At 71.8% G+C, this 16,536-nt stretch carries 16 protein-coding genes; 4 read left to right on the forward strand and 12 right to left on the reverse strand.

Annotated elements, in window-relative coordinates; all coding sequences use genetic code 11:
- Positions 1–359 precede the first annotated feature (359 nt).
- Both ACFWBF_RS26685 and ACFWBF_RS26690 read right to left on the reverse strand, forming a co-directional pair.
- Positions 360–605: a DUF397 domain-containing protein gene (locus ACFWBF_RS26685; RefSeq protein ID WP_385606325.1), complete on the reverse strand. Its 246-nt coding sequence runs from the start codon at positions 603–605 to the stop codon at positions 360–362.
- Positions 602–1,450 carry a helix-turn-helix domain-containing protein gene (locus tag ACFWBF_RS26690; RefSeq protein WP_385606327.1) on the reverse strand — a complete coding sequence of 283 codons (849 nt, stop codon included), beginning with the start codon at positions 1,448–1,450 and terminating at the stop codon, positions 602–604. The genes ACFWBF_RS26685 and ACFWBF_RS26690 overlap by 4 nt, the downstream gene beginning before the upstream one ends.
- Positions 1,451–1,576: 126 nt before the next feature.
- Between ACFWBF_RS26690 and ACFWBF_RS26695 the strand changes: the two genes are divergently transcribed.
- Positions 1,577–2,086, forward strand: a complete 510-nt coding sequence (locus ACFWBF_RS26695; protein ID WP_385606329.1) for an ATP-binding protein — start codon at positions 1,577–1,579, stop codon at positions 2,084–2,086.
- Here the strand turns inward: ACFWBF_RS26695 and ACFWBF_RS26700 are convergent.
- The 4 genes from ACFWBF_RS26700 to ACFWBF_RS26715 form a co-directional block, all read right to left on the reverse strand.
- Entirely contained in the window at positions 2,003–2,491 is a 489-nt protein-coding gene (locus ACFWBF_RS26700) for a hypothetical protein (protein WP_385606331.1), read from the reverse strand. The genes ACFWBF_RS26695 and ACFWBF_RS26700 overlap by 84 nt on opposite strands.
- A complete protein-coding gene (locus ACFWBF_RS26705; RefSeq protein ID WP_385606333.1) occupies positions 2,488–2,733 on the reverse strand; it encodes a hypothetical protein in 246 nt (81 codons plus the stop codon). The genes ACFWBF_RS26700 and ACFWBF_RS26705 overlap by 4 nt, the downstream gene beginning before the upstream one ends.
- Before the next feature lie 124 nt (positions 2,734–2,857).
- Positions 2,858–3,718, reverse strand: a complete 861-nt coding sequence (locus tag ACFWBF_RS26710; RefSeq protein WP_385606335.1) for an LLM class F420-dependent oxidoreductase — start codon at positions 3,716–3,718, stop codon at positions 2,858–2,860.
- A gap of 68 nt (positions 3,719–3,786) precedes the next feature.
- Positions 3,787–4,899 carry an ADP-ribosylglycohydrolase family protein gene (locus ACFWBF_RS26715; protein WP_385606354.1) on the reverse strand — a complete coding sequence of 371 codons (1,113 nt, stop codon included), beginning with the start codon at positions 4,897–4,899 and terminating at the stop codon, positions 3,787–3,789.
- Positions 4,900–5,327: 428 nt separating this feature from the next.
- Here ACFWBF_RS26715 and ACFWBF_RS26720 point away from each other — a divergent pair, with 428 nt between their 5' ends.
- Positions 5,328–6,416 (forward strand): tyrosine-protein phosphatase, encoded by a 1,089-nt coding sequence (locus ACFWBF_RS26720; RefSeq protein ID WP_385606337.1) that lies wholly within the window; start codon positions 5,328–5,330, stop codon positions 6,414–6,416.
- 29 nt (positions 6,417–6,445) lie between these two features.
- Here the strand turns inward: ACFWBF_RS26720 and ACFWBF_RS26725 are convergent, their stop codons facing one another.
- From ACFWBF_RS26725 to ACFWBF_RS26735, 3 genes are all read right to left on the reverse strand, one after another.
- Entirely contained in the window at positions 6,446–9,022 is a 2,577-nt protein-coding gene (locus tag ACFWBF_RS26725; protein WP_385606338.1) for a bifunctional FO biosynthesis protein CofGH, read from the reverse strand.
- A gap of 49 nt (positions 9,023–9,071) precedes the next feature.
- Entirely contained in the window at positions 9,072–9,860 is a 789-nt protein-coding gene (locus ACFWBF_RS26730; protein ID WP_385606340.1) for an SDR family oxidoreductase, read from the reverse strand.
- A gap of 132 nt (positions 9,861–9,992) precedes the next feature.
- Complete coding sequence (locus ACFWBF_RS26735; RefSeq protein WP_385606342.1) at positions 9,993–10,304, reverse strand: hypothetical protein; 312 nt, start codon at positions 10,302–10,304, stop codon at positions 9,993–9,995.
- Between the two features lie 71 nt (positions 10,305–10,375).
- On the opposite strand from ACFWBF_RS26735, the gene ACFWBF_RS26740 reads away from it, so the two are divergent.
- Positions 10,376–12,697, forward strand: coding sequence for an NACHT domain-containing protein (locus ACFWBF_RS26740; RefSeq protein WP_385606344.1), 2,322 nt, complete (start codon positions 10,376–10,378; stop codon positions 12,695–12,697).
- 7 nt (positions 12,698–12,704) lie between these two features.
- Here ACFWBF_RS26740 and ACFWBF_RS26745 read toward each other — a convergent pair whose 3' ends face one another.
- Complete coding sequence (locus ACFWBF_RS26745) at positions 12,705–13,964, reverse strand: PLP-dependent aminotransferase family protein (protein ID WP_385606345.1); 1,260 nt, start codon at positions 13,962–13,964, stop codon at positions 12,705–12,707.
- A gap of 103 nt (positions 13,965–14,067) precedes the next feature.
- Between ACFWBF_RS26745 and ACFWBF_RS26750 the strand changes: the two genes are divergently transcribed.
- The gene (locus ACFWBF_RS26750; RefSeq protein WP_385606347.1) at positions 14,068–14,913 is read left to right on the forward strand and encodes a hypothetical protein; all 846 of its coding nucleotides are present in this window, start codon (positions 14,068–14,070) and stop codon (positions 14,911–14,913) included.
- Between the two features lie 188 nt (positions 14,914–15,101).
- On the opposite strand, the gene ACFWBF_RS26755 is transcribed toward ACFWBF_RS26750, so the two are convergent.
- Together ACFWBF_RS26755 and ACFWBF_RS26760 are read right to left on the reverse strand one after the other, a co-directional pair.
- Entirely contained in the window at positions 15,102–15,314 is a 213-nt protein-coding gene (locus tag ACFWBF_RS26755; RefSeq protein ID WP_385606349.1) for a DUF397 domain-containing protein, read from the reverse strand.
- 208 nt (positions 15,315–15,522) lie between these two features.
- A complete protein-coding gene (locus tag ACFWBF_RS26760; protein ID WP_385606351.1) occupies positions 15,523–16,407 on the reverse strand; it encodes a helix-turn-helix domain-containing protein in 885 nt (294 codons plus the stop codon).
- Between the last annotated feature and the right edge of the window lie 129 nt (positions 16,408–16,536).

Consider the following 16,536-nt stretch of genomic DNA (forward strand, 5'->3'; position numbering starts at 1 on the left):
GCCGCTGCGCGGGTGACGGAACGTCGGGAAGCCGGAAACGTCTCGCACGCACGTGCGGATCGATCGTGCAGGTCAGGTGGCAGCGCCGGCCGCTGCCCCCACGGCAAAAACCCACGGACTCGGCCTGCCGCCGAGCGGCTCGGCACGTCCGCTCCTCCGTCCGTACCTCCCCGGCCATCCTTCGGGGGCTTCCCGGCAGGCTTGTGGCATTCCGGGGCGGGTCGGTCGGTCAAGGGTGGCCGAAGGCCATCGCGCAGCGACGCGACGAAGGAGCGCCCTTGAGGGACCGGCCCGACACGGAAGGACACTGGACTGACGGGCAGCCCCCGGGCCCCTTCGAAGCTGAGGGGCGGGCCGGGTCAGGCTTGGGTGACCCCGCCGAGGAAAGCGGCCCAGGCCGTCGGGGCGACGGCGAGCTCGGGGCCGGCCGTCTGCTTGGAGTCCCGGATGTGGACGGCGTCGGCGCAGGACGCGACCTCGACGCAGTCGTCGCCCTCGCTGCCGCTGTACGTGGACTTGTGCCAGGAGAGGGCGACCTCGACGCAACTGTCACCCTCGCTGCCGCTGTAGCTGCTCTTGAACCACCACAACTCGGAGCTGTTCACAGGGATCCTCGCATTCGCATCAACAGGCCCATGCTGTCCGCAGGATTGAGGGCCTGGATGCGAAGTTTGGCATACCGCTGGTGAAGGTCGCTGATGGCCTTCGGGTCGGAAATCACTCGACCCGTCTTCTGCCCCTCGCTGTACCCCAGCCACTCGTGCTCATCGGTTTCGAGGAGTTGAAAGGGCCCATCGAGCCCCGCGTGCTCCGGGCTGATCGTCGGCATGATCTGGAGGTCGACATTGGGCAGCTTCGCGCACTCCAGCAGGTGGTCGATCAGCTCGCGCGTCACCTCCGGGCCGCCCGTCTGCCGCTCGATCACCGACTGCTCGATGATGAAGCTGAGGGCGACGAAGGGAGTCCTGCGGAGCAGGGCCTGACGTTCCAGGCGCTGGACGACGCGAGCCTCCGCCTGTTCCGGTGTCGGCAGCGGTGGGACGTCCCGGATCTGGGCCCGCGCGTACGCCTCCGTCTGCAACAGCCCCGGGATCGACCGGCACTCGTACGTGTTCAGGGTGACGGCGGCCTCCTCCAGCTCCGCCCACCGCCGGAACCACTTCGCCAGCCCCCGGCGCCGGTTCAGGCGCTTCGCCGCGATGCGGATGACTCCGAAGGCGTCCAGCACCTCCTCCGTCCGCTCGACGAACCTCGGTGACGGGTGGCGGCGGCCCTGTTCCACCGAACCGACGTACTGGACCGAGTAGCGGACCAGCGGGGCCAGTTGCTCCTGGGTCAGGCCCGCCCGTTTGCGGCAGGCCTTGAGCGTCTCGCCGAAGCTGCGCAGGTCGTTGTCCGGCTCCACCTCGCCGTCACGTTCGCCGTCACCGCTGTTGCCGGCCCTTGCCATGGCGGTCACCTCCCCGGACCAGAGTCACGGGGTGTGACCGCTACTGTCCAGAGAGTGTGCTCGTACAGATGAAAAGTAGCGGTTCGCGTGCTGTGAACCACCCCGGCCACACGGGACGTTGCCGCCATGACCGCACTCTCGGGGCCCACCCCGGCCCTCGTACGCACGTTCACTCAGCGTTTCAGCTGCACCCGCCGCGGCGCCAGGCTCGCCCGGCAGTTGGCCCTCGTGGAACTCCACGACTGGGGCATCCCCGAGTCCACCGCGACGGCCGCCGACGCGGGGCTGCTCGTGGCCGAGCTCGCCTCGAACGCCGTCACCCACGGGCGGGTCCCGGGGCGGGACTTCGAGCTGCGGATGGTGCTGCTGGCGGGCGTCCTGCGGCTGGAGGTGTCGGACGCCCGCCGCGACCGGCGGCCCGAGGTCCGCCCGCACGTCTACGGGGCCGACTCCGGCTACGGCCTGCGCATCGTCGAGGCGGTGGCCACCGCCTGGGGCGTCACGGACCGCCTGATCGGCAAGACCGTCTGGGCGGAGCTGGCGGTCCGCCGGTCAGACCCGCCAGCGGGGTGCCTCGTCGTCGGGGGTGTCGGGACTGGCGAAGTGGAACGGCACGCCCAGATGCTCGGCCAGTGAGCGGCCGGCCTCGGCGGCCGCCGCCTCCCTGCCCATGTGGTGGTGGACGGTGGCCAGGTGGTGGTCGCCGGCCGGGTTCTCCGCGACGGCCAGCAGCTTCACGAACCAGTCGTGCTCGGTGTCTCCGTCCCAGACGGCCTCGATCGCCACCACCGTGGCCCGGATGCCGCCGGCGCGGGCCGCGAGGGAGTCCAGGTCGAGGGGGGAGCCGGGCGTACGGGGCACCCTCGCGCCGAAGTGCTCGTAGCGCCTGTGGACCATCTCCTGGGCCTCGGCCAGGCCGATCCCCCGGGCTCGGCCGGTCTCCCAGACGATCCGAACCGCCTGGAAGCGGCTGTCCTGGAGGACGTACGCGTCGACCTGCCCGCGGACGCCGGACGGGAGTTCCTCCCACCGGGCGGTCACGGGCGGGCCTTCGGGACGAAGACGCTGACCCGGTAGGTGGTCGGGTGCTCCAGGCGGCCGCAGAAGGTGTCCAGCCGGAGCTGGTCCGCGGTGACCGCGCCCTCCTCGTACAGGCGGCGGACGTGGTCGCGGAACTCCACCTCGTCCTGCGTGGAGAACAGCGGCTCCCAGCGGCCCGGGGTCTCGGCACGGCGCCGCCGGGCCGCCTCCTGGCGATTCCTGCGCTTGCGCTGTCCCGGCATGCCCGTCATGGTCGGGCACGCCGGGCCCCACCGCGACCGGATTTCAGGCGTCCTGCGCCGGGCGCTCGTTCACGGGCTCGCACATGCCGTGAACGTACCTGATGGGCATGGGCGCGTCCCCAGGTCAGAGGTACTGCGCGAACCCGTCCAGGACGCGGAGTACCTCCGCCTCGTTCTCCGACGGGAGTTGGAGGACGACCTCCTCGATGCCCAGGGCGGCGTAGTGGCTCATCTTGCCGGGGCTCGGCTGGACGGCGTACGGGACCACCTGGAGGGACTTGGGGTCGCGGCCCGCGGTTTCCCAGACCTGGCGCAGCACCGGGAGGGATTCCGTGAGGCCGCCGCCGCCGATCGGGAGCCAGCCGTCGGCGTGGTCGGCGATGGCGGCGAAGAGCTTCGGGCCGGCCTGGCCGCCGATCAGGGTGCGCGGGCCGTGCAGCGGGATGCCCGGGCCGAGTTCGCGCGGGGCCTGGACCGGCTTCGGGTACGCCGCGCTGGCCTGGACGGAGGAGAACCGGCCGGCGTACGCCGTGGGCTCCGGGGCCCACAGCGCGCGCATCAATGCCATGCGGTCGCGGACGAGTTCGCGGCGGGTGCGCCACTCGACACCGTGATCGGCGGCCTCCTCCACGTTCCATCCGTAGCCGACGCCGAGGGTGACCCGGCCGCCGGAGAGGTGGTCCAGGGTCGCGACCTGCTTGGCGAGGTCGATCGGGTCGTGCTGGGCGACCAGGGTGATGCCGGTGCCGAGGTGGAGCCGCTCGGTCACGGCGGAGGCCTGGCCGAGGGCCACGAAGGGGTCGAGGGTGCGCCCGTACATCTCGGGGAGTTCGCCGCCCATGGGCGCGGCGGTGTCCCGGGTGACCGGGATGTGGGTGTGCTCCGGGAGGTAGAGGCCGGAGAACCCGCGTTCCTCCAGGGCGCGCGCGAGGCGGACGGGGGAGACGGTGCGGTCGGTGAGGAAGATCGTCGTGGCGATCCGCATGTGGGCTGACACCTCCGTGACGTGGGAGGGCCACGGTACGTCGTGGCGCCCCGAATGTTGAGTGTGCGTCAGCCCCGGGGGTAGCGGGCCAGCCAGCCCGGGGAGGAGACCGCCGGGCCGTGCAGGGCGGGGCCCTGGGTCATCTCCAGGGCGAAGTCGTCGGAGAGTTCCAGGATCGTCGAGCGGCCTTCGAGGTCGGCGAGCCAGGCCGCCGGGAGGGCGGTCTCGCCGTGCAGGGCGCCGAGCAGCGCCCCGCACAGGGCGCCGGTGGCGGTGGAGTCGCCGCCGTGGTTCACGGAGAGGCGCAGGCCGTGCGCGACGTCCTCGGCGACGAGGGCGCAGTACACGGCGACGGCGAGGGCGTCCTCGGCGTCGCGGCCGTCGCCGGGGGAGAGGGACTCGACCATCTTCGGTGACGGGGTGCCCTGGGTGACGGCGGCCACCGCGCGCTGGAGGGCGTCGGTGACGGGCTGGTGGCCGTGGCGGGAGCCGAGCAGGCCGAGGGCGCGCTGGACGGCCGCGTCGAGGGAGTCGCCGCGGGTCAGGCCGTGGACGATGACGGCGAGGGCGCCGGCCGAGAGGTACGCGGTGGGGTGGCCGTGGCTCTGCGCGGCGCACTCGACGGCGAGTTGGAGGACCAGGGCCGGCTCCCAGCCGACCAGCAGCCCGAAGGCGGCCGAGCGGACGGTGGCGGCGGCGTCCCGGGCGGTGGGGTTCTTCGGCTGCTCCAGGGTGCCCAGGGTCTCGTCGGCGAAGCCGGTCATGCAGGCGCGGTCGGGGCCGCGGCGGGCGTAGAGCCACTCCTCCTGCGCGAGCCAGCCGTTGTCCTTGCGGCGCTCGTCGGGGCCCCAGTCGTGCTGGGTGGCCGCCCAGCGCAGGTACGCGCGGTGGACGTCGGTCGGCGGGTGCCAGGCGCCGGTGTCCCGGCGCACGTGGGCCCGTATCAGCCCGTCCACGGTGAACAGGGCCAGCTGGGTGGAGGCGGTGACGGTGCCGCGGCGGCCGTAGGCGGGGGCCGGTTCGGTCAGGCCCTCCAGGCCGTGGGTCTCGCGGATCCCGTCGAGCGAGAGGCCGGCGACGGGCGCGCCCAGGGCGTCGCCCATGGCGGAGCCGAGGAGGGTGCCGCGGACGCGGCTGCGGAAGTCCTGCTGTTCGACGCGGCCCCACAGGCCGGTGGTCACCGCGGTCCGGCCGCCGAGGGTGTCGCCGGCGCCGGGGCCGCTGCTCGGGCCCAGGCCGGGTCTGCGCGATCCGGCCAGTCCGGCCGTGTCCGCGGGCCCCCCCGGGCCCTGGTTGTCCGTGTGTTCCGTGTGTTCCGCGTGTTCCGCGTGCGAATCCGTCGCCGTGTCCATCGCGATCCCCCTGCCCAGCCCCCACGTGCTCTGGCGCGCACTGTAGTGGACAGGCTCGATCGAATCCGGAAGGAGCTGGTCATGAGGCCCGTAAGTGAGCACAGAACGGCCGGAATGTGTCCGGGAATGTGCGCGAGGTCCGTCGCACACGTGCGGGAATCGGCCAGTGGCACGTTTTGCCACTTGCCTTCGAACCGGTCGGTTCCGGCCACGCCGCGTTCACGCGCAGTTCTCCGGCCGCCCACAGCCTCGGAACCATGAAGAAGGCCATGAAGAAGGCACTGCTCGCCGCGACCACCGTCGCTTCCGCACTCACCGTGTCCCTGGTCGCGGCCCCCGCCGCCACCGCCTCCGGCGCGGACCTCCCCTGGAGCGGCCACCACGGCCGGTCCATCCCCTTCACCGAGGCCACCGTCACCGCCGGCGCCGACGGCTCGTACGCCCTGAAGTGGACGGCCAAGGGCACCGAGCGGGTCGAGATCAAGGCGAACGGCAAGGTCGTCGCCAGGGGCGGCGCCCAGGGCCAGGCCGTGGTCAAGGGGCTGCCCGCCGCCGACCGCCAATGGTTCGACTTCAAGCCGGAACACGGCGCGGGCCTGCACCTCGCCGACCGCCTGATCAAGCTCGACGGCGCCGTCAACTTCCGCGACGCGGGCGGCTACCGCACCACCACCGGCCAGTGGGTCAAGATGGGCGAGATCTACCGCTCCGACGCCCTGAACAAGCTCACCACGAACGACCTGGCCAAGCTCCGGCGCCTGCGCGTCAAGACGGTCTTCGACCTGCGCATGACCGACGAGCGCACCAAGGACGCCGACCGGGTTCCCGCGGGCGCCACCTACGTCGTCGCCGACGTCTTCGCCGGGTCCCCCGCCTTCCAGACCATGCCCAAGTCGCCCGACGAGGCAGTCAAGGCCATGGTCGACGCAGAAAAGGCCATGGTCTCCGGCGAGGGCGGCAAGAAGGCGTACACGCAGGTCTTTGAAGGCGTCGAGCGCGACCGCAGCCGCTCGGTCCTCTTCCACTGCACCGCCGGCAAGGACCGCACCGGCTGGGCCGGCGCCACCCTGCTGACCGCCCTCGGCGTGCCCCGCGGGACCGTCGAGGCCGACTACCTGGCCAGCAACGACTACCGCAAGGCCGCCAACGACGCGGTCCTCTCCCACCTGCCCGCCGCGCAGGCCGCCGTCTACAAGCCGATGCTCGACGTGCGCCCCGAGTACCTGAACGCCGGGTACGACGAGGTCGAGGCCACGTACGGCTCCTTCGGCCGCTACCTCAAGGACGGGCTCGGCATCGACGCCCGCGAGCTGAAGGAGCTCAAGAAGGACCTCCTGACCGGCTGATCCGCATCCGCGCAGGACGGGAGGCGGTCTCAGTCGAGCACCGGCAGCAGCTCCGGCAGGTGCCCGTCCGAGGCGCGGGCCGCCGCCCGGCGCTCCTCCGGGACCTCCCCGTACAGCGTCGTACGCGGCTTCGCGGGCCGCCCCGCCGCCTCCGCGACGGCGATCAGGTCCTGCACCGACTTGTACGAGCCGTAACTCGACCCCGCCATCCGCGAGATCGTCTCCTCCATCAGGGTCCCGCCGAGGTCGTTGGCCCCGGACCGCAGCATCTCGGCCGCGCCCTCCGAGCCCAGCTTCACCCAGCTCGTCTGGATGTTGGGGATGTGAGGGTGCAGCAGGATCCGCGCCATCGCCGTCACCGCCCGGTTGTCGCGCACCGTCGGGCCCGGGCGGGAGATGCCCGCCAGATAGACCGGCGCGTTGGTGTGGATGAACGGAAGCGTCACGAACTCGGTGAAGCCACCCGTCTGTTGCTGGATCCGGGCCAGGGTGCGGAAGTGGCCGAGCCAGTGCCGGGGCTGGTCCACGTGCCCGTACATCATGGTCGAGGAGGAGCGGATCCCCAGCTCGTGCGCCGTGGTGACGACGTCGATCCAGTCCGCCGTCGGCAGCTTGCCCTTGGTGAGGACCCAGCGCACCTCGTCGTCCAGGATCTCCGCCGCCGTGCCCGGGATGGAGTCCAGTCCGGCTTCCTTGGCCGCCGTCAGCCAGTCCCGTACGGACATCCCGGTGCGGGTCGCACCGTTGACGACCTCCATCGGCGAGAAGGCGTGCACGTGCATGCCGGGAACCCGCTCCTTCACCGCCCGCGCGATGTCGAAGTAGGCCGTACCCGGCAGGTCCGGGTGGATGCCGCCCTGCATGCACACCTCGACGGCGCCCACGTCCCAGGCCTGGGCCGCGCGGTCCGCGACCTGGTCCAGGGAGAGCGTGTACGCGTCGGCGTCGGTGCGGCGCTGCGCGAACGCGCAGAAACGGCAGCCGGTGTAACAGACGTTGGTGAAGTTGATGTTGCGGGTGACGATGTAGGTGACCTCGTCGCCCACCACCGACTTGCGCAGGTCGTCGGCGATCCGGCACAGCGCGTCCAGCGCCGGACCGTCCGCGTGCAGCAGGGCGAGGGCCTGGTCGTCGGTGAGCTTCGTCGGGTCGTCGGCGGCCTGCGCGAGGGCGGCCCGTACGTCCGTGTCGATGCGCTGCGGCACCATCCCGGGCGCCGCCGCCTCCCGCAGGGCCTCCCAGTCGCCGTAGACGTGGTCGAAGTCCTCGCGGCGGTCCCCGGTGCGGCCCTCGGTGTCGATGGCGGTGTGCAGGTCGGTGCGCCCGTAGGAGGCGAAGCTGTCGTCGGGCTCCTGCCAGGGGCGCCCCTCGACCGTCGCATCCTCGTACGCGAGCCCGGTCTCGGGGTCGCAGAGCGCGCGCACGTGCGGCAGCAGCCGCGGGTCCAGCCAGGGCTCGCCGCGCCGGACGAACTCCGGGTACACGCACAGCCGTTCGCGCAGCTCGAAACCGGCCGCGGCGGACTGCCCGGCCAGCACGTCGATCTGGGGCCACGGCCGCTCGGGGTTGACGTGGTCCGGGGTCAGCGGCGAGACGCCGCCCCAGTCGTCGATCCCGGCGCCGATCAGACGGGCGTACTCCCCGTCGACGAGGTTCGGCGGCGCCTGGAGGCAGGCGGACGGGCCCATGATGTGCCGGGCGACGGCGATCGTGGCGACCAGGTCGTCCAGCTCCGCGTCCGGCATGCCGCGCATCGCCGTGTCCGGCTTGGCGCGGAAGTTCTGGATGATCAGCTCCTGGATGCCGTGGTAGGCGCGGGAGACGCGGCGCAGCGCGAAGAGGGACTCGGCGCGCTCCTCGTACGTCTCGCCGATCCCGATGAGCAGGCCGGAGGTGAAGGGCACGGAGGAACGGCCGGCGTCCTCCAGCACGCGCAGCCGGACCGCCGGCTCCTTGTCGGGCGAACCGTGGTGCGGCTGCCCGGGCTCGCTCCACAGCCGATCGGCCGTGGTCTCCAGCATCATGCCCATCGACGGGGCGACCGGCTTCAGCCGCTGGAAGTCGGCCCAGGACATCACGCCCGGGTTGAGGTGGGGGAGCAGGCCCGTCTCCTCCAGGATCCGGATGGAGATGGCCCGTACGTACGAGATCGTGTCGTCGTAGCCGTGCGCCTCCAGCCACTCCCGGGCCTCGGGCCAGCGGTCCTCGGGCTTGTCGCCGAGGGTGATGAGCGCTTCCTTGCAGCCGAGGGCCGCTCCGCGGCGGGCGATGTCGAGGACCTCGTCCGGGGACATGTACATCCCGTGGCCGGCCCGGCGGAGCTTGCCGGGGACCGTGGCGAAGGTGCAGTAGTGGCACTTGTCGCGGCACAGCCGGGTGAGCGGTATGAAAACGCTCTTCGAGTACGTGATGACACCGGGCCGCCCGGCCGAGGCGAGCCCGGAGTCCCTCACACGTGCGGCGGAGGCCATGAGGTCGTCCAGCGCCGCACCGCGCGCCTGGAGCAGTACGGCCGCCTCGGTCGCGTCGAGCGCGACGCCGTCGCGGGCCCGCCGGAGCGCGCGGCGCATCGCGTTGTCGGTCGGAGCGTCACTCGGAGTGGTCATGCCGTGAGCATACGATCCGGTCGTACGGGCACGGTCGGGAAGCGCGGGGTCACCGCATCAGCTCCCCGGCGTTGACCAGCAGCGACTGGCCGGTTATCGCCCGCGCCCGGTCGGAGGCCAGGAACACGGCGGCGTCGGCCACGTCCCCGTCGGTGGCCAGATCCGGCAGCGCCATTCGCTCGGCGAGGCGGGCGTGCACCTCGGCCTCCGGGACGCCTTCGGTGTGCGCGGTGAACGTGACGAAGGCCTGCACGGGCGGCCCCCACATCCAGCCGGGGAGCACGGTGTTGACCCGGATCCGGTCGGGGCCGAGCTCGCGGGCCATCGAGTACATGGCGGAGGTCAGCGCCCCCTTGGAGGCGGCGTAGGCGGCCTGCTGGACCTCGTTGGGCGCGGCCACGGCGGACTGGGTCCCGATGATGACGACCGAGCCGCCACCCCCCTGCTTGAGCGCGGGCAGACAAGCCCGGGTCATCCGCAGGGTCCCCAGGAGATTGACGTCGATGATCTGCTGCCAGGTCCCGAAGTCGGCGTCCTGGAGCCCGCCGAAGTAGGAGTCCCAGGCGGCGACGTGCACGACGGCGTCGACACCCCCGAACCGCTCCCGCGCGAGCGCGACGAGGGCCTCGCACTGCGCCTCGTCGGTGACGTCGGTCGGCCGGTACGCGGTGTGCGCGCCGTCGGGATCGATCTCGGCGGCGGACTTGGCGAGATTCGCCTCGGTCCGCGCCCCGAGCACGGCATTCCCCCCGTCCCGCACCACGGCGGCGGCCACCTGATGCCCAAGCCCGGCCCCGACCCCGGACACCACGACGGTCTTCCCCAGCAGCAACGACATGACGGGCCTCCAGGCGGCCGGGACAATGTCCGCAGATGACGCACGGATCTGACGGAGCGTCAGGCTAGGGGGCGGGCGCGGGGTTGTGAAGGGGCGGGACGGGGGTCCTGTGGCGGGAACTCCCCGGGGTCTCTATCCACTCTGCTCCTGGGTGAGGTCACCGTTGACCTTGGCGCGCCTGACGACCTGTTCACCGGCGCCGGGCAGCCTCTGTGCGAGTGCGCCGTCGACGTCGACGTCCTCGACCTCCTGGCGGCGGGCCGCCGCCCGGTCCGACATCGTCAGCCACGCCTGGAGGCCTCCCCCGATCACCACCGCGACGGTCGTGCAGAGCCACCAAGCCAGTGTCCACTTCTGGGTCAGCATGCCCGTGGCCACATTCACGGCGGCCGCGGCGACGACCGTCCCACCCGCCGCCCACATGCGCTTTCCTGCCGTCGTCATGCGCAACTCCCGCTGGTTTGCGTAGTATTACGGCCCTCATCTTCCCGAGACTTCTGCCACGGGGGAAGCGCGTGTGCGGTGGATGGAAGCAGCAGATCAAGGACGTGCGCGCCGAACATGTGACGCAGATCCAGGTCCACATGGGCGACGGGGACGTGGTCACGGCCACGAACCGCGCCGCGCGCGAGCTCCACAGGGCCGTCCGGTCCCGGATGCGTGACGAGATCGCGCGGCTCAGGCTGGAGCACCCGGGGCGGATACCCGTCCGGTGGTCCCCCACCGGCAGGCCCGTGCGGTCACCGGCCGAAGCGCTGGGCGTGCAGGGCATGGCGCTGACGGGCGACGTGAACCAGGTGCCGGAGTTCCTGCGTGGCCTGCCCCGGCGCCAGCTCGTCGTGTTGGGCCCGCAGGGTGCCGGCAAGAGCGTCCTCGCACTGCTGCTGGCCTGGGACCTCCTCAAGACGTGGCAGCTCCACGAGCCGGTGCCCGTCGTGCTGTCGCTGTCGTCCTGGAGGCCGGAGGTCGGACTACGGGAGTGGATGGCCCGTCGGATCCGGGAACTCGGCGACGCGGGCGGGCACGGTCGAGGCACGAAACGCCGCGCCGGCAAGAACGCCGCCGCCAGACTGGTCGACGAGAACAGGGTGATGCCCGTGCTCGACGGCCTCGACGAGCTTCCGCCGGCGTTGCACGCGAGTGCCGTCGAGGCGATCGATGCGGCGGTCGTGGAGGGCGTGCCGCTGCTCCTGACGTGCCGGGGCGACGAGTACGAACGGGCGGTGCGGGACAGCGGCAGCCACCTCACGAGGGCCGCGGTCGTGGAGCTCGAACCCGTGACGCCCACAGACGCGATCACCTACCTCGAACAGTCGACGGTGACCGGTGACCGCCGATGGGAGGAGGTGTTCGACGCCCTGCGCGGCCGGCACGACTCGGCGTTGGCCACCGCCCTGTCCTCCCCCCTGATGCTGTACCTGGCCCGCACGGCCTATCAGGCGGGCTCCACGGATCCCGGGGAGCTGCTGGGGGAGCGGTTCGGGACACGGGAAGAGATCGAGTCCCATCTGCTGAAGCGATACCTTCCCGCGGTCTACGCCGAGTCCCCCGTGCCCCCCGCGCCGCGCTTCGCCGCGGACCGGGTCAGGCGGTACCTGACGACCGTCGCACTCCAGATGCGGCGCGACCGGACACTCGACTTCGCCTGGTGGCAGGTCCATTCCCCGGTCACCGGACCGGTCGTGGCGGCTGCGTTCGGCTGTGCGTACGGATGGTTCCTCTACCTGCTGTTCGGCGCGTTGCAGGCGGCGCTCTCCGCACTGATGACGGGGGTGGCCGGCTACGGGGTGCACGCCGTCGTCCGGGTCGCGCTGATCCACGTGTACGTCACCGAGGACGTCCTGCGGGGTCCGCGTGGCGTGCTCCGCCAGTACGCGCTCATCGCCCTCCTGTCGGCCCTGGCCGTGGGGTCGGTCACGGGGGCCGCCGTGGGCGGCTGGCTGAGCCTCGTGCTGGGCGCGCCGGCGGGGTCGGTCCTCGGTTTCGGCGTGCTCGTCGGCGGGGCTGCCGGCGCCGCCGCGCTCCTCGGGTCGGCCTGGGGCTCGTACCAGGTCTCACGTACGTGGTTCTGCTTGACGGGCAGACTTCCCTGGCGGCTGTGGGCGTTCCTCGACAACGCCCACGAACTCGGGGTGCTGCGTCAGACCGGTGCCGTCCACCAGTTCCGCCACCTGCGGGTCCGGGAACAGCTGAGCGGCGGAGGCGATCCGTCGGGCCGGTCGGTCCACAGCGGACGAACCGCGGCACGGCGCTGGAGGTACGTGCTCCCGGTCCTGCCCAGCGTCGCCCAGGCACTGCTCGTGCTGGCGTGGCTCTTCGTCACGGGTTACGTCAACGTCGCCGGGCCCGCCGAAGCCCTCTCCCTCCGCTCGGGGGACTGGCCGGAACGCGAGCTCGAAGCCTGCGAAGGCTATTGCCGGCGCAGTGAAACCTGGTACTGGAATTTGCCGCAGGGGGAGTCCCGGCAGGCCTCACTGCGCATGCCCAACCCCGAGGGCCCCTCGTTCACGAAGTGGTACGGCCTGGTGGGCGCCCGAGGCTGCACCGGCGCGGCCGTCGAAGTGACCCTGCAACTGGGGGATCGTCCGCCGGTGTCCTTCGTCCTGGCGGCCGGCAACGGCCCGCGGGTCGACGTGGCCCCGAAGGTGCCGGTGCCCGAACCCGTACGGCTGAAGGAGGAGCCGATCGTCCTCACCCTGCGCAGAGTGGACGAAGAGCCGTGCGACCTGTCCTTCTCGTGGGCGGACGCCGGACTGCGCAGGGACGGCATGGAGCTGGCGAGGAAGCGCTTCGGCATCCCTTCCCCGCATCGGGATTCGGCGGCCGTCCGAGGGTGACGGAGCCTCAGCCGACGGCCCGCCCCAGCCGCCCCAGCCCCTCCGCGATCTCCCCCGCCGTGTGCGTCGTGAACGAGAGCCGCAGCGTACGGGCGTCCGCCGGGCCCGTGAAGAAGGGGGCGCCCGGGACGAAGGCGACCCCGTGGGCGATCGCCGAGCGGAGCAGGGCCGTCGCGTCGTGGCCCTCCGGGAGGCGGGCCCAGACGAACATGCCGCCCTCCGGCCGGTTCCAGGCGGAGCCCGCCGGGAGGGCTCCCGGCAGGCCCGCCAGCAGGGCGTCGCGGCGGGACCGGTACGCGGCGCGGACGGTGGCGATGTGCGCGGCCAGGTCCGCCTCGGCCAGGTAGTGCGCGGCGGCCAGCTGGTCCACCGTCGAGGTGTGCAGGTCGGCCGCCTGCTTCGCGACGACCACCGCGCGGCGCAGCGCGGCCGGTGCCCGGAGCCAGCCCAGCCGCAGCCCGGGGGCCATGATCTTCGAGAAGCTCCCGAGCAGCGCCGTGCGGTCCTCCGCTCCCGGGTGCGCGGCGAGCCACGGTACGGGGGAGCCCTCGTAGCGGAGGTCCCCGTACGGGTCGTCCTCCACCAGCCACAGCCCGAGGCGCGCCGCGATCTCCGCGACCGCCGCCCGCCGGGCTCCCGGCAGGGTGCGCCCCGTCGGGTTCTGGAAGGTCGGGATCGTGTAGAGCAGCCTGGGCCGCTCCCGCGCCACGATCTCCGCCAGCGCGTCCGGGAGCATGCCCTCCTCGTCGCACGGCACCGCGACCACCCGCGCGCCCGCGAGGCCGAAGCACTGCAGCGCCGCCAGGTAGGTGGGGTTCTCGACCAGGACCACGTCCCCCGGTTCGACCAGGGCGGTGGTGAGCAGCGTGAGGCCCTGCTGGGATCCCGAGGTGATGAGTACGTCGTCCGGCCCCGTCGGCAGCCCCCGCGCCGCCGCGCGGTCCGCGACGGCCGCGCGCAGCTCGGGGACGCCCTCGGTGGTCGAGTACTGGAGCGCCCGGCGCGCGGAGCCCGCGAAGGCGGCGTCGTACGCGGCCCGCAGACCCTCGGTGTCGAAGAGTTCGGGCGCGGGCAGGCCGCCGGCGAAGGAGATGACCCCGGGGCGTTCGGTGAGGGCGAGGATCTCGCGTACGGGGGAGCTTCCCACCGAGGCGGCGCGGGCGGCGAAGGCGGGCGGCGGTGTCAGGGCGGCTACGGACACGGCGGGCACGGCAGGCACGGGAGCTCCTTCGGGAGGCGGGTGCGCGCATCCTAGCCACAGAAACATGTAGATAGCACCTATGTGTCACATCTTGGATTCGGATCCGGGATCCGTCCCGAACCGCCCGCGCACCCTGTCGATCTGACGTGTCATCAGCTACACCGTCCCCATGACACCTGGAGAAGAAGACACCCGCGTCGACGACTACGCCGCACTCGCCTCCGTCGGCCCCTACGGCGTCCGCCCCGGCCATGCACTGATCACCATGGTGGAGCCCCACCCGGGCCACGAGTCCGCGTACAACCGCTGGTACGAGGACGACCACTACTACGCCGGCGCCATGGCCATGCCCTGGATGTACGCCGGCCGCCGCTGGGTCGCCACCCGCGAGCTCCAGGAGCTGCGCTACCCGGAGAAGTCGGCCGTCGCCCAGCCGGTCACCGCCGGGTGCTACATCTCCACGTACTGGGTCACCGAGGGCCGCTACGACGAGCACATGAAGTGGACCGTCGGCATCAACAAGCGCCTGAACCGCGACGGCCGGGTCTACCAGGACCGCACCCACGTCTTCACGGCCTTCCAGGACCACGCGGCCACGGTCTACCGCGACGGGGCGGCCGGCCCCCGGGACTTCCACGCCCTGGACCACCCGTACGCCGGGCTCGTGGTCCAGGTCGTCGACGCCGACGGGCCCGAGCAGCGGGCCGAACTGCTGGAGTGGTTGCGCTCGCGGGCCCTGCCCAGGCGGCTCCAGGGCTCCCCGGCGGCGATGGTGACGGTGTTCCGGCCGACGCCGCTGCCGGGGGACAGGATGACGTACGTGAAGCAGGTCGAGGGGGTGGACACCCGCCTCACGCTGCTGTGGTTCCTCGAGGCCGACCCGCGGACCTGCTGGGACCGGTTCCAGGGGCTGGACACCGAGGTCGCGGAGTCGGGGCTCGGGCGGGTGGAGCTGGTGGCGCCGTTCATACCGACGGTGCCCGGGACCGACCGGTACGTCGATCAGCTCCGCTAGTGCCGTGCCCGGAAGGGCTCAGCGGACAGGGGCGAGCCCTCTCGGCCAGGACGGCGTGCCGGTCGAGAGGGCTCCAGACGGTGGTGCGGATGCCGTTGCGGACGCGGATGCGGACGCCGATGCAGCGGATGGTGCAGCCGCGGACGCGCTCGCGGCTGCGGTCGTTTCGCGGTCGTGCGCCGTGACGTTCAGACGAGGCCCCCCAGTCGGCCCTCGGTGACGTCCGCGACGAACGAGGTCCACGAGCCGGGGGCGAAGGTGATGGACGGGCCGTCCTGGACCTTCGAGTCGCGGACCGCGATGGCCTCCATGACGGGGGACTTGACCTCGACGCAGGCGCCGTTTCCGCCGGAGTAGGAGGACTTGGTCCAGTTTTCCGTGGCGCCCTGACGAATAGCCATGTTTCTCTCCGGTTCAACGAGTAGTGCCGGTGGTGTGTCGGCCATTTCGGCTTTCCTGGCCGACGTGATGGACGCTACCGGCACCGCCCGATGGGTGAAGGGGTCATTCACCCGACCGAGTGGCATATTCCATTCAGGCCTTCTGTGGCCGGGGAGTGACGGTGTACCGTGCGGGCCCCCCTCGTCACCTGCACCGTTTCCGACGGTTTTACTTCCTCTTGCCCGCATAGTGGTCGATGATCTCGCCGATGAACTGTCGGGTCTGCTCGACATTGAGGGCCTGGGCGCGCAGGTGCTCGTACATCACGCTGTACTTCTGAACGTCGTTTGACTTCTCCAGGTACAAATCGCTCGTCACGCCCTCGATGTAGACGACCGTCGAGTCCGAGGCGTCCGGGAATTCCAGAATCGCGTACTGGCCGTTCACGCCAGGATGCGCGCCCATCGAGAAGGGCATCACCTGCACGGTGATGTACGGCTCCTGGGAACGCTCTATCAAGTACTCGAGCTGCCGGATCATCAGCTGGGGATCGCCCACGTGCCGGCGCAGCGCAGCCTCGTCGATGACCGCCCAGAGGCGCAGCGGCCCGACGTCGGGGTTGTTGTTCTCCGTCTCCGAGAGCCGCTTCTGGCGGTGCATCCGGACCTGGACGCGTTTGTCGACATCGGCCGGAGCCGTCTCGGGCAGCGCGCCGCGGATGAGGGCCTGGGCGTACTCCGGGGTCTGGAGCAGGCCGGGGACCATCTGGGGCTCGTACGTGCGCAGGCTGGCGGCATCCGTCTCCAGCCCGATGTAGACGCTGTACGGGATGTCGCCGAAGGCGTGCCACCAGCCCTGCTGGCGGGAGTCCTTGGCCATCTGCATGAGCGAGTCGACGAGCCGCCGGTCCTCGACCTCGTACACGTCGCACAGGTCGCGGACGTCGCGCTGGCTGATGGATCGGCGGCCGTTCTCCAAGCGGCTGATCTTCGACTGGGAGACGAGGAGGCGCTCGGCGACCTGCTCGGCCGTCATGCCCTTGTCCTCACGGAGCTTGCGCAACTCCATGCCCAGTCGGCGGCGTCGGACGGTGGGATTGACATTGGACGCCACGTGAACGGCACCTCCGCCTTCTTCTGACTCTCTGCGTGTCTGATGATGAGCAGATTGCCACCGAAGAGCGTGGCGCCGCCGGGAAAGCCGGGAAACAGACGCGCGGGGTGGCGGGGCCGGCGGACCGGC

It is taken from the genome of Streptomyces sp. NPDC060028 (assembly GCF_042736725.1).
GTDB lineage: Bacteria > Actinomycetota > Actinomycetes > Streptomycetales > Streptomycetaceae > Streptomyces.

Excerpts from the sequence above, each read along its gene's own strand:
- ACFWBF_RS26735 (WP_385606342.1), bottom strand. The coding sequence starts at position 10,304 with ATGACGACGGCAGGAAAGCGCATGTGGGCGGCGGGTGGGACGGTCGTC.
- ACFWBF_RS26690 (WP_385606327.1), bottom strand. The coding sequence starts at position 1,450 with ATGGCAAGGGCCGGCAACAGCGGTGACGGCGAACGTGACGGCGAGGTG.
- ACFWBF_RS26755 (WP_385606349.1), bottom strand. The coding sequence starts at position 15,314 with ATGGCTATTCGTCAGGGCGCCACGGAAAACTGGACCAAGTCCTCCTAC.
- ACFWBF_RS26745 (WP_385606345.1), bottom strand. The coding sequence starts at position 13,964 with ATGTTTCTGTGGCTAGGATGCGCGCACCCGCCTCCCGAAGGAGCTCCC.
- ACFWBF_RS26730 (WP_385606340.1), bottom strand. The coding sequence starts at position 9,860 with ATGTCGTTGCTGCTGGGGAAGACCGTCGTGGTGTCCGGGGTCGGGGCC.
- ACFWBF_RS26750 (WP_385606347.1), top strand. The coding sequence starts at position 14,068 with ATGACACCTGGAGAAGAAGACACCCGCGTCGACGACTACGCCGCACTC.
- ACFWBF_RS26720 (WP_385606337.1), top strand. The coding sequence starts at position 5,328 with ATGAAGAAGGCCATGAAGAAGGCACTGCTCGCCGCGACCACCGTCGCT.
- ACFWBF_RS26725 (WP_385606338.1), bottom strand. The coding sequence starts at position 9,022 with ATGACCACTCCGAGTGACGCTCCGACCGACAACGCGATGCGCCGCGCG.
- ACFWBF_RS26710 (WP_385606335.1), bottom strand. The coding sequence starts at position 3,718 with ATGCGGATCGCCACGACGATCTTCCTCACCGACCGCACCGTCTCCCCC.
- ACFWBF_RS26705 (WP_385606333.1), bottom strand. The coding sequence starts at position 2,733 with ATGCCGGGACAGCGCAAGCGCAGGAATCGCCAGGAGGCGGCCCGGCGG.
- ACFWBF_RS26695 (WP_385606329.1), top strand. The coding sequence starts at position 1,577 with ATGACCGCACTCTCGGGGCCCACCCCGGCCCTCGTACGCACGTTCACT.